11 protein-coding genes are annotated in these 12,559 nt (G+C 36.5%); 3 read left to right on the forward strand and 8 right to left on the reverse strand.

Going from position 1 to position 12,559, the window contains the following annotated elements; genetic code table 11:
- Positions 1 to 120: 120 nt before the first annotated feature.
- Both IQ247_RS28400 and IQ247_RS28405 read left to right on the forward strand, forming a co-directional pair.
- Positions 121 to 1,449, forward strand: a complete 1,329-nt coding sequence (locus IQ247_RS28400) for an S-layer homology domain-containing protein (protein ID WP_193925099.1) — start codon at positions 121 to 123, stop codon at positions 1,447 to 1,449.
- A 916-nt stretch (positions 1,450 to 2,365) separates the two neighbouring features.
- Positions 2,366 to 3,538, forward strand: a complete 1,173-nt coding sequence (locus IQ247_RS28405) for a CapA family protein (protein WP_193925101.1) — start codon at positions 2,366 to 2,368, stop codon at positions 3,536 to 3,538.
- Between the two features lie 88 nt (positions 3,539 to 3,626).
- On the opposite strand, the gene larE is transcribed toward IQ247_RS28405, so the two are convergent.
- Positions 3,627 to 4,448 carry an ATP-dependent sacrificial sulfur transferase LarE gene (larE, locus tag IQ247_RS28410; RefSeq protein WP_228060123.1) on the reverse strand — a complete coding sequence of 274 codons (822 nt, stop codon included), beginning with the start codon at positions 4,446 to 4,448 and terminating at the stop codon, positions 3,627 to 3,629.
- A gap of 156 nt (positions 4,449 to 4,604) precedes the next feature.
- On the reverse strand, positions 4,605 to 6,503 hold the full coding sequence (gene hrmK / locus IQ247_RS28415) for a hybrid histidine kinase/response regulator HrmK (protein WP_193925104.1): 1,899 nt from the start codon (positions 6,501 to 6,503) through the stop codon (positions 4,605 to 4,607).
- Between the two features lie 703 nt (positions 6,504 to 7,206).
- On the opposite strand from hrmK, the gene IQ247_RS28420 reads away from it, so the two are divergent.
- Entirely contained in the window at positions 7,207 to 7,569 is a 363-nt protein-coding gene (locus tag IQ247_RS28420) for a hypothetical protein (RefSeq protein ID WP_193925106.1), read from the forward strand.
- 258 nt (positions 7,570 to 7,827) lie between these two features.
- On the opposite strand, the gene IQ247_RS28425 is transcribed toward IQ247_RS28420, so the two are convergent.
- The 6 genes from IQ247_RS28425 to petP all read right to left on the reverse strand — a co-directional run bounded on the left by IQ247_RS28425 (position 7,828) and on the right by petP (position 12,391).
- Positions 7,828 to 8,766, reverse strand: a complete 939-nt coding sequence (locus tag IQ247_RS28425; protein ID WP_193925108.1) for a ChaN family lipoprotein — start codon at positions 8,764 to 8,766, stop codon at positions 7,828 to 7,830.
- Between the two features lie 121 nt (positions 8,767 to 8,887).
- Entirely contained in the window at positions 8,888 to 9,250 is a 363-nt protein-coding gene (locus IQ247_RS28430) for a cupin domain-containing protein (RefSeq protein WP_193925110.1), read from the reverse strand.
- A gap of 117 nt (positions 9,251 to 9,367) precedes the next feature.
- Positions 9,368 to 9,655: a hypothetical protein gene (locus tag IQ247_RS28435; protein WP_193925112.1), complete on the reverse strand. Its 288-nt coding sequence runs from the start codon at positions 9,653 to 9,655 to the stop codon at positions 9,368 to 9,370.
- Positions 9,656 to 9,768: 113 nt separating this feature from the next.
- On the reverse strand, positions 9,769 to 10,755 hold the full coding sequence (gene chlG / locus IQ247_RS28440; protein WP_193925113.1) for a chlorophyll synthase ChlG: 987 nt from the start codon (positions 10,753 to 10,755) through the stop codon (positions 9,769 to 9,771).
- Between the two features lie 266 nt (positions 10,756 to 11,021).
- Positions 11,022 to 12,122, reverse strand: a complete 1,101-nt coding sequence (locus IQ247_RS28445; RefSeq protein WP_193925114.1) for a Get3/ArsA fold putative tail anchor-mediating ATPase NosAFP — start codon at positions 12,120 to 12,122, stop codon at positions 11,022 to 11,024.
- A gap of 71 nt (positions 12,123 to 12,193) precedes the next feature.
- Entirely contained in the window at positions 12,194 to 12,391 is a 198-nt protein-coding gene (petP, locus tag IQ247_RS28450; RefSeq protein ID WP_193925116.1) for a cytochrome b6f subunit PetP, read from the reverse strand.
- Between the last annotated feature and the right edge of the window lie 168 nt (positions 12,392 to 12,559).

The following is a 12,559-nucleotide window of genomic DNA, read 5'->3' on the forward strand; positions in this document are numbered from 1 at the left end:
AGATGTGTAATAAGAGACAGAATAAATATCAACCAACAACCATCAACTATCAACTATCAACTAACAACCTACTGATATTCTGCGCTAGGTTAATAGTTGAAGTGTTATTGATAATTTCCCGTGCTGCACTGTAAATATCCAGGTGTACTTTTAAGTTTCGCTGTATTTCTCTCAACTTTAACAGCCTGTGCAAATACTCCGTTTGCCAAAAATATCGAGCAATCTTTACAAGCTGATCCTAGATTGACAGAGAATCCAGTTATTTTCGGTGCTAAGCAGGTAAATGATAGTCAAAAGCAACCTACAACAAGTTTACCAGCAGATTTTCCTGAAGATATTCCCATATATCCCAATGCTGAATTACAGTCAGTTACCCCAACTAACGATAATACAGGAAAATTATCGGCTCGCTGGCTTAGTTCTGATCCCAGTAATTTTATCGTTGATTTTTATCGTCAAGAATTTCGCTCAAATCAGTGGGAAGTTATCCAACAACCCGAAGATGGACAACAAGGAGAATTTACAGCACAGCGTAATAATTCAGAACTCAAGGTTTCCGTGGAACCAAAAACTGTTGCGAACACACAACCAAATCAACCGCAAACAAGTAGCGAATTAATAATTGAGTACTCACCTAGCACCACTACCCAAACTACCCCAACTCCAAATCCTTCGATTACAAATAATCCCGATTTTATCGGTCCAGTACAACCCGGAGATACAATTATTCAATCGGAACTTCCTCAAACTGTGATTGAGTCGCAAGAATTTGACGATTTGAACAAAGCACCCCAAGAATTACAACCATATATCCAGGATTTAGCAGCATTGGGTGTATTATCGGTTCCAGCTAATGCTGTAAAAACTAACAGCGCGACAAACGAGTTTCAACCCAATGCAAATATTACTCGTCGGCAATACGCACGCTGGTTAGTTGCTGCGAATAATGCTATGTATAGTAACTCGCCTTCTAAGCAAATTCGCTTAGCTGTTGAAGGTAACAAAAGCGCTTTTAGCGACGTTCCTAAAACAGACCCAGATTTTGCTGCAATTCAAGGATTAGCCGAAGCTGGATTAATTCCTAGTGCTTTATCTGGTGATTCTACACAAGTATTATTTCGTCCTGATGCACCGTTAACCCGCGAACAATTACTTTTGTGGAAAGTTCCTCTTGACAATCGTCAAGGTTTACCTAATGCTTCCTTAGATGCAGTTAAACAAACTTGGGGTTTTCAAGATGCAGCAAAAATTGACCCCAAAGCCCTGCGAGCCGTTTTAGCAGATTACCAAAACGGCGAACAATCAAATATTCGTCGGGTATTTGGTTATACAACCTTGTTGCAACCGAAGAAAGCTGTAACTCGTGCTGAAGCTGCTGCTGCTTTGTGGTATTTCGGTACGGAAAATGAAGGAGTATCCGCAAAAGAAGCTTTGAAGTTAAAGCAGTAGTAAGTTATGTTCAAAAAAATCGGGTTTGTGACATAGCTTTGCTTACACTACGCGATCGCCCTTGAAGAGCGCGTGCCGATCGCAATTTAAGTTAACAAAAAACTCGATTGCTGATAATAGGGAGTGAATATAATTCGTAATTCGTAATTCGTAATTCGTAATTATTGCCCCATAAATAAAATAATGGTGCTTCAACATTGCCTACAATCAGGACATTTACGGATAAATCCGGGGGCTTAAGACCATAAAATTTACTCGGTGATACCCATAGGGAGTGATACCCATAGGGAGCGAGACGCTCCCACCGCCCAAAACAACTAGTCGGGATTTAGATTACCTAGAGTAAAAAGCCCCATAGGGAGCGAGACGCTCCCACTACAAATTTCTGCCCAATAATCGCAATTCGCAATTTATAGGGGTTTTCCCTGGATTTCTCACAAGTAAGTGATAAGCGTTGAGTGACGGATTGATTTTCCTACTACTCATTACTACTTCCAACTTCCTTCTTGTTTGTGAGAAATGCGGGTTTCATCCTTTGTCTATTAAAAATCAAAATTTAAGCAGTTATCCGTAATCAACTTGGAAAATATTGATTGTATTTAAGTATAAATTAAATGTCTATTTCAATGGTACAAAACATCTGTAAAGTTGATTATTTTACTCAATTAAGTGTTGAATATAACTTTAAATTCTATAAAAGTATCATGATTTTAAAGTTATAAATTATACTCATGATGATATAGTAAAATTTATATATAATTAGGTTATACGTGCTTCCTAAATTAGCACAGCAGGGATAGTATAACTGTAATAAACACGTAGTCCCCTTCATGAGTAGTATAAAAAATGCGAATTCTACTGAACCAGTGACCTTAAGCACTTAGTTAAATTAAAGCCATAGTGTGAGGATTAAAATATGTTAAATCAAAAGCTAAAAGTGTCGCTGTCAGCGAGCTTTATTGGTTGTTGTTTTGCTGTGGGTATTGGTATGGGTTTGTTGTCTCGTCTTCAGGTAGAAACACCAACAGATAATGCAATATCAGTAGAAACGACAGCAGCACCATCAGCATCAACAGATTCTGTAAAAATCCCAATTACTAATCAACAAAATCTTGCAAAATCAATTGTTATTCAAGCGGTTGGAGATGTGATTCCAGGTACAAATTATCCTAACCACAGACTTCCAGCAGATTCTAATCAATTAATACCAAAATCGGTAAGAGCTTATTTGAATAGAGCAGATTTGCTATTTGGAAACTTTGAAACCACTTTAACTAATTATCCTTATTCAGCAAAAGATATTAGTCGAGGACAGGTATTTGCTTTTCGTTCTCCACCAGAATATGCCAAGCTATTTGATGATGTTGGATTTGATGTATTTAACATAGCCAATAATCATGCAAAAGACTTTGGAATGGAAGGTTTTAAGGATACCGTAAACAATCTCAAAAATGTTGGTATCGAAACAGTAGGTCATAAAAATAAAATTCTTTATTTAGAAAAAAATAATAATAAAATTGCCATGATTGGGTTTGCACCCTATGATATGTATAATTCTATTCATGATTTAAAAACAGCCACTTCACTTGTTAAAAAAGCTAGAGAACAAGCCAATATAGTAATTATATCTATGCACGCTGGTGCTGAAGGAACTGGGGCGTTGCATACTAAAAATAAAACCGAATATTTCTATGGAGAAAATCGCGGAAATTCGATTCAATTTGCTCGGACAATGATTGATGCAGGAGCAGATTTAGTATTAGGACATGGGCCTCATGTACCTAGAGCCATGGAAATGTATAAAGGAAAATTGATTGCTTATTCTTTAGGAAACTTTTTAGGATATCGGACTTTATCAACTGTTGCACAAGCTGGTTATTCGATGATATTGGAAGTTAAAATGACTCCTGAAGGAACCTTAGAACAAGCGAAAATTATTCCGGTACGCATGGATAAACAAGGAATTCCTTACATTGACCAAAATTTTAATACTGTACAGTTAGTACGTTATTTAAATAAGCATGATTTTCCAGATTCCAGTGTCGAGATTAATCAAAAAGGAGAATTGATAGTAGCTAATTCTCAATAAACGATTAATAAGAAGTCTGTGGGGTGAGAAGTCGGGTTTTTACGACGATTGTGCGGTGTTATGGATATTTATCTTAAAAACCCGACTTCTATAATTGTAAAGTTTCTTTATTTAAAACTTGATTTAATTTACCGCTACGATAACCTTCTAAATCTAAAGTTACATAAATAAAACCAAATTTTTGAAAAGCAGATACGATTGATTTTAAATCTGTATTTACGATAAAATTCTGAATTTGTTCTGGTGGTAATTCGATACGTGCTGTATCATCTTGGGAACGAACTCGTAAATTATTCCATCCTAATTTACGTAAATACACTTCCGCTCTGCCGACTCGTTGTAATTTAGTAATGGTAATCTCTTCACCATAGGGGAAGCGGGAACTTAAACAAGGTTGTGCTGGTTTATCCCACCAAGGTAAATTTAAATGTTGGGAAATTTGACGAACTTCTGCTTTACTTACATTAACTTCTGCTAAAGGAGAACGCGCACCTCTTTCTTTTGCAGCTTGAATACCTGGACGATAATCGTGTAAATCGTCTGCATTTACTCCATCTATTACATAAGGATAGCCCCATTTTTTAGCTAAAGGTTTTAGGGTATCATGTAATTCGCTTTTGCAAAAATAGCAGCGGTTGACGGGGTTAGAAGTGTAGTTGGGATTTTCCATTTCATGGGTTTGGACAACTTGATGAGCAATCCCAATTATTGCTGCTTGAATTTTGGCATCTTCCAATTCTTCAGGTAATAAACTTGGTGAAACAGCAGTTACTGCTAAAGCCTTATCTTCTAAGACATCATAAGCAATTTTAGCGACTAAAGTACTATCAACCCCACCGGAATAAGCAATTATAGCCTGTTCCATATCTTTGAATAAAGCTTTTAATTGCTCTAGTTTTTTTATATACATCATGTCCCAATCCAAGGGCAAAATTATACAACTTTATTTCTTTTATTTTAAGAGAAATATAAGTAATCGGATAGAAGTCGGGTTTTTACGATTTAAATATCCCTAATACTACAAATAGTCATAAAAACCCGACTTCTGACTCCACAATTGTTTTGATTAATCCAGTAAAATATTATATTGAGATACAATTTTTTCTAAAAGCGGTAAATCAATCGGTTTAGATATATAATCATTTACTCCTGCTGCAAGACAAGTATCGCGATCGCCTTTCATTGCCATTGCAGTTTGAGCGACAATGGGAATATGAGAATATTGTGGATTTTCTCGTAACTGCTTTACTAATGCCAGACCATTGTCATCTGGTAAAATAATATCCATTAAAATCAGGAAATAATGCTGTTGTTTTAAAGCATCCCACATTTGAACTGCGGTTTTGACCCAAGTTACTTGATATTTCAATCTTTCTAGAAAAGTTTTAATTAATTGAGCGTTGGGTATGTCATCTTCCACAAGTAATATATTTGAGGATTTTTCTTTTGTATATGTCGCGATTTTGCGATTAGTACAACTAGTGTGTTGGAGTTGACATTCTTCAACTGTATCGGTTACTTGAGCAACTTGATTTTGTGTTACCGGAAGCACAATCGTAAAATACGAACCTTTCCCGACAACGGATTTTACTTCAACCCATCCTCCGTGGATTTCCACCAATTTACGAGTCACCGTTAAACCTAAACCCGTACCTTCTTGACTCAAAGCCTCATTATCGTTAAAAACTTGAAAATATGGTTGAAACAGTTCGCTCTGATTCTGTTCGGAAATGCCAATTCCGGTGTCCCAAACTGTGAAACGCATAAATTCATTTTGCTCCTGAAGGAGCTTAACTTCTAAACCAACTGTTCCGGTTTTAGTGAACTTTACTGCATTAAAAAGTAAATTTAAAAGTATTTGCTTGAGTCTTAAGGGGTCAGCTACTATATTTGTCACATTATCGTCTACTTCCAGACGCATTTGTAAACCTTTATTTGCAGCTTTTTCTTTTACCAGTGCTAATACATTACGACATAGTTGTGGTACATCAATTTTTTCCCAATTAACTTCTAACTGGTTCGCTTCAATTTTAGATAAGTCAAGAATATCGTTAATTAAAGCCAGAAGATGTTTACCGCTAGACTGAATAATGTTTAAATATTCATGATGACGCTGCCTGTTTGGGTCATAACCCTGAGCTAACAGCAAATGAGTAAAACCAATAATCGAACTCAAAGGAGTACGAATCTCATGGCTCGTATTTGCCAAAAATTGGTTTTTCAGTTGATTGGTACGCTGTAGCTCTTGATTCCCATTATTTAGTTGCTGTGCTTGTTGCTGTAACGATTCGATTTGTTTGACTTGGGTTAAAGCTACCATACACATTTGTGCAGCTTTTACCATTAATTTTGGTATTTGTTCGGTAACATTCAAAGAAGAAGAATTTATCGAAGATTTTTCACAAATAATTAACCAGGCAACAGTCCCAAGAATATCATTACTCAAACACCAAGCGGTTTGTGGTTGTTGTTCCAATTGCTGCAATTCTGAGATATGTATCTCCGAATTTAACGTTAACTTTCTTTCTTGACCTTTATTGAGGGTTACAGTTAACGCTGATGATTGAATCGGAGTTGTTGAATCGCAAGAAATATAGCAAATCTTGCACACAGATTGTTGTGGTTCAACAATGGCGTTCGATACGCGCTCTGGAAGGGCGATGGCGATTATGTTGGAATTAATTGCAATTGCAAGTTGGGTTACTACTGATTGAAAAATTTCTGCTGTAACGATTTCTTGTTTATCTTCAGTCAGCGGTACTCCGCCGTGAAACGGCGGGCAGTAAGCTGATCGGCGTTCCCCAGAAAAAGCTAAACTTAGACAATTGTTAAGACGACTTTGCAGTTGATTCAAACTGCGTTCGAGCCACAACTCGACTCGAAGTTGTTCGATGGTTGTCAAAACTGTCGATGAATGGGCATTTAGTTGTGAGTTTTGCTCTGGTAAGTTTGAATACTGCTGCATGGTCAACTCGACCGCTGAATAATTTTAATAGCTTCGCTTAAAAGGTGCTAAATAGACCTGAGTATATTAGCGCACAATTACTTCTATATATATAAACTAAAACTTGTAGTGTCAAATGTCACGAAAAAAAGACAACCAATTAAAATTAAAATCTGGTGTAGATTTTTTCTCAGATTTTTAAGAGATTACTTACAATAGGCTAGAAAGTTAAACTGGATAGAAGTAACTTAACATCAAGGCAATCGGCTTCAAACTAAGGTGTATCAAGTATTACGACAATTAGATGACATATTTATTTGAATTTCAGTAGGCTTTAATTTGTTTTTTTACAAGTTTGTCAAATTATTTTCACTGCTATTTAATATCATAAGCACAGTTTTCTGTATTTATATACACATATTTATATTTTTGATTTATGTTTTTCATAATGGCAGTTCTACTTATTGCGCTTGGTTAGCAGGGTGCAAAGTGCAAAATAAATAAATAAAAAATAAATAAATAAATAAATCTATCTTACGTGCAACCAAACTATAACTTCTGTTAGAGGAATAATTAATTGATTTCTATGTAATCTTGATTTGTATTCAGAACAATTCAATGGTTTGAAGTAAGTTGGATTTTGAATAAATGTTCAAAACCAAGCGAGCCTCTAAATGTGCTGAATCGATGAAAAGTCTAGAGAATGAACAAACGGAGTTTTGTAATGAAAAATATAATTAAGAACGCGATCTCTTTTATCAATGTTGTGTTTCAACAGCTTCAGGTGAAGCGTTTTGTAGCTGTTCTTTTAGTTGGATTTCTACTGCTAACTACAAATGTCGCTCGTGCCGATTATAGTAAAGAAGTAACTAATAGAGTTGACCAATTAGTGGATAGGAACGATTCTGATAGACCTAAAACTGTGGGAGAATGGAATAAAGAAGCTCGTCAAACAGAAGATGCTCCTATTGAAAGAATTAAGAGAATTGGTAAAGAATCCGCAGAAGCTGTAAAAGATTTTGGTGGAATGTATGCAGATACTGCTGAAAAAACTACTCCCGATTTAGATAACAACATGACAAGATAATCGGCTTTATCTTCATTTATAGCAATGGTCATATTGGTTAAGACATTATATTTTGTTCTTAAGGGAACAGGCAATAGGCAACAGGGAAATGTTTTAACAATTGTGACTACCGCCATAACATCAGTTAGATGCAGCTAACAGACAATCATACTTTTGATTCGTCAACTACAGAAGTCGGGTTTTTTAGATAAATATCTCTAATACCAGACAACAGTTATAAAAACCCGACTTCTAAAAACTCCTGCATAGTTCGATGACTTATTTTTCCAAAATAAAATCAGCAATCGATTTATCTTTTTCTACCTCTGTAACTTCGGGAATGCTTAATAAAACCGAACGCTGAATTAATTTATTATTATTATTATTATTATTATTATTATTATCTTGAATTCGTCTTTCTACACGACTAGGAATACCATAACCATAAACAATATGTCCTTGCCCTGCTAATACAATTACTTGATAATTTGGGTTAGCTTTGATAAATTTAGCGATACCATCCGCCATTGTTTCATCCCATAATACTTGTGCTAAGAAAAACTGATTGGCACTACTACTGTTTCCATGCCCGGCACTTTGATGTTGTTGGAAAGCTTTTAACACCATTTGACGGTATGCGATGTTATTGGTGTCAATTTCTGTAATGGGTGGAATCAATTGTTTTTCTGCATTAGTAAGTTTGTTTATCCCTTCTCGCGCAACTTTTCGGGTAATTTCGCTAGGAGTATTTAAAGCTAAAACGGGTATTTGTTTTTGTTTTGCAAACCGTAAAATAGGAGCGTAAAGTTCCCAATCAAAACCCCAGCGTGTTTTATATTCACTTTTTTCAATTAGTTCTGCTTCAGTAATTTTACTTGCTATATATTGGTTTAGAACTTGTTGAAAGGGGCGTTGAAACATTTCCATTCCAATGGCTATTTGTGTATTATTTTTATATAATTCTTGAATAATTTTTAATTGATTTTCGTGGTCTTGATTACTATCGTGGGTTTCTCCAAGATATATAATTTGGGCTTTTTTTAGTTCTGGTAAAATTTTGTCTAAATTATCAACACATTGACTATTAATAAATTTGGTAGCACAATAATTTACTTTAGGTTGAGCATAACTAGTGCAAGAAAACAGGAAAAAAAATCCTACTGATAAAGCAAACAGTTTAGTAATTCTACCTGAAGGTGTTTTAACAATTTTTTTCATATTTCGTGGGGGGTGAGAAGTCGGTTTTTTACAATAATTCTTTTTTCTAAGAGATATTTAACACAAAAACCCGATTTCTGATTAAGGAAATTTTGATTTTAAGCTTTTAGCTATTTAAAGATTATTCGTAAACCGTTTCATCTTCTTTGCGCCAAGCTGGATCTACAATGCAAATAAATACTAATGGTTCGTTTCCACAATTGCGAACAAATTGCTTTGCATGGGGAGGAATATATACAGCATCACCGGGTTCAATAATTTGAGTTTCATCGTCAATGTGCATTTCTCCTTTACCAGTAAGAATGTAATAAACTTCTGAAGTTGTTAAAGAATGCGGTTGAGAAGTTTTTCCTACTGGTAGTGTTGCATGAGCAAAGCTATAGCGCAATTCTAAAGCTTGTTTATCGGGGTGAAGTAATTCTCGTAAAATAGTATTGTCACCTGCGATAAACTCCGGACAATCTAATAGTTTTTTGACAAACATTTAATTATTAGTTGATAGTTGATAGTTGATGGTTGTTAGTTGTTAGTTGTTAGTCTATACCCAGAAGTCGGGTTTCTCTTAGAAACCCGACTTCTTTGTCCTGACTAATATAATCATCTAATACAACATAGGATTTGTTTTAGGTTGATAATCCATACATTGTATTGCGTCTTCAGTATTAGCAATAGAAGGGTTGACGGTGCATTTTAGACGGTAATCGTCAGTAAAATATTGACAACCAGAACAAGGGATTTGATGCATTTGTGTTGCTGTCTTTACGCTATCTCGTGCAGCAGTCCACATACTCCAGCCTATTAGAATAACTAATGCCCAAGCGCTGACGAAGCAAATAGGCACTAATAACGGCTGAATTGCATTAATTATGTAATAAAGTATTTGAAACACGATTATTAGGTTAAAGGTTAAAGGTCAAGGGTTAAGGGTTAAGGGTTAAGGGTTAAAGGTCAAAGGTTAAGGGTTAAAGGTTAAAGGTTATACCCCCATAACCTAATTATTAGTTAAATACCGGCATGACCGAGTGCTATACCCGCAACTAACATTCCTAAGACTAGAAATGGTTGGGCGCTAGCTTGATATTTTACATCGTTTTTTAAGGGGTCGCGCAGGAAATACATATCTTGAAATGTGATTTGGGGAATCACTAATAACAGTAGTATTGCTGCGTATAAATTTTGGTGCAGGTAAATCAGATATGCGGCGATCGCCACTTGAAAAATATCAATCATTCCAGCACAAATCCAAGCTGCTTTTTTTACACCAAAAACTACAGGTAAGGATTTTAATCCAAACTGTTTATCTCCTTCGACGCTCTTGAAGTCGTTAACGATGGCGATTCCTAAGCCAGCTAAGCTATATACAACGGTAAAGACTACTACTTGCCAATTCAATTCGCCGAATAATGCATGACCAGTACACCAAGGAAAAGCAATGTAGCTTGCACCGAGAGCATAACCGCCCAACCAACCGTTTTGCTTTAGTTTAAGGGGCGGAGCGGAATAAATATAGGCAATTAGAACACCTAATACTGCAATTACTGTAATAGTTGGGAACTGATTTTCTGCCCATTTATCCAAGGCGATCGCCAAACCTAAACCAGCAATTAATAATACCCAAATTTGCGTAATTACCTGGGGTAAAGGAATTGCACCGGAAGGAATCGGACGATAGGGTTCGTTGACGGCATCAATTTCGCGATCGTAATATTCGTTTAAAGTTTGGGTATAACCAGCCAAAATGGGTCCTGCAAGTAGCATACAAGCCGCTGATTTGAGAACGTTTTCCGTCTGCCAAGTGTAGTTACCCGAAGAAGCCGCACCACAGACAACACCCCAAATCAAGGGAATCCAAGTAATCGGCTTCATTAACTGCAAACGAATCTTCCAAATTGACGTTTCACCAGCAGCAGCACCCTTCATTCCTAACAACTGTCTGGTTTTAGCGCTGCGACTTGCAGCTTCTGATTGTGATTGAGTTGATTCAGACATTTTTAAATAGTGGTAATTGGGGATTGGTAATTGGTAATTGGTAATTGGTAATTGGTAATTGGGGATTGGTAATTGGGGATTGGTAATAAAAATCCGTGTAAGCCTTTTTCATCCTTGATTAAAATGGGGAATTAGGAAAAAGTTAATCTATGTAATTCGTAAGAAGTAATAAATTTATTGCTCACACTTATTCATACCCATTACCCATTACCAATTACCCATTACCGATTACCCATTACCAATTACCCATTACCAATTACCCATTTTTAAAACGAAATTATCAGATATTGATTTTGAAATTTCGCACCTGCGACGGGTTTACCGCTTAGAGCGGGAGGTAGTAAGATATTTCTTCTTTGGTCTCCTGCTTCGATGGTAACTTCTGGTCCATACTGAGTTAATTTGACTTGTTTTTTGTCAAATCCTGGTAAGAATAATCGCACCTGACCAGCATTAATATCAATTTCGATAGGTCTTGGCGCAATTTGTGCAAGTGAGGTAAAGTCGGGTAAAGCATCAATTAATGGTTGCCAGTTACCTTCTTTAATATCTGGGATATTAGTAACTTGTAAGGGAGCAAAGTCTTGGGAAAGATTGGAATTACCTTGAGAGGAAATTACAATAACACCACCAATAGTTAAACCCACTTGTTGAGCGCTTCCCCACAGATAGCGGCTTGTTGCGACTTCAATGGGGTCGCCAGTTGTTACCAAGAAAGCGTTAAACTGTTTGGGGTCAGCAAGAACTTGTTTACCTTTATCCAAGATACTATTTGCTTGGTTAGTAGGTTGAGCGAAATTATCTGCTGTGGGATTAACGTTAAGAAAAGTAGAAATTAACGGTTGAATAAAAGGTGAATCGGAAATTGTTTTACCCAAATCCGAGTTGAGAAACAATTGTCGGAACCGACGCACGTACCAACTGATAGATTCGGGCATTCCCAACATCCGTAGAGTGTTGATATCACCCGTACCGTTGTAAACAATAGCGTCATATTTACCACTTTCAAAATATTCGCGGATAGCATTGAGTGCCAAAGCGCCATCCATCCCAGGTAAGATTGATAATTCTTGCCCGTATACGTCTTTGAGAATAGGTGTTTTGAGGTATTTTGCTTCGAGTTTCTTGACTTCTTCCCAATTGCGTTCCAACAATACCGAAGATTGAAACTGTACCGCTTGTAAATTAGCACCAATTTCTTGAGGATCGGGACTTAAAGAAGCACCCAAAATAACGGATAAAGCGGGTTCGGCACCTGTTGCTAAAAGTACCCGCTTTCCTTGATTTGCGAGGGATTTAGCAGTTGCGATCGCAATTTTACTTCGTGCCGCACTGCTTTCACCCAAAAAGGTCAATATCTGGGACATTTTATAAATTCCAATTTCAGCCCTTATAATCAACTTCAAGTTAACAATAGATTTAATTAAGACGCTTCCATCTATTGCACTACTTTTAGTTCATCTTCAAAAAACCAAGTGGCAGAATTATCATCAAACTTTACCACCGCACCAACACCCATACCATCAGTTATTTTAAAACCTTTAATGGTACCGACGAGTCCTAACTTACCAGCAGTGTTTCTAGACGATAAACGGTCGCGTAGACGAACTACTTTAACTTTTTGTCCTACTTCCATACCGAAATTATAAATGCACTAAACCAACACTAAGTTTAGCTGATTGACACTCCCCTGGCTATCAAAACTTTGCTGTCGCTCGTTTTGATGTAAAGCCAGGGGATTCTACATTCAACCTAGTTACTTGCTCAACCAGGCTTTCACCTTCTTTGAGTAGAGGTCGCTAGT

It is taken from the genome of Plectonema cf. radiosum LEGE 06105, assembly GCF_015207665.1.
GTDB lineage: Bacteria > Cyanobacteriota > Cyanobacteriia > Cyanobacteriales > Nostocaceae > Rivularia > Rivularia radiosa_A.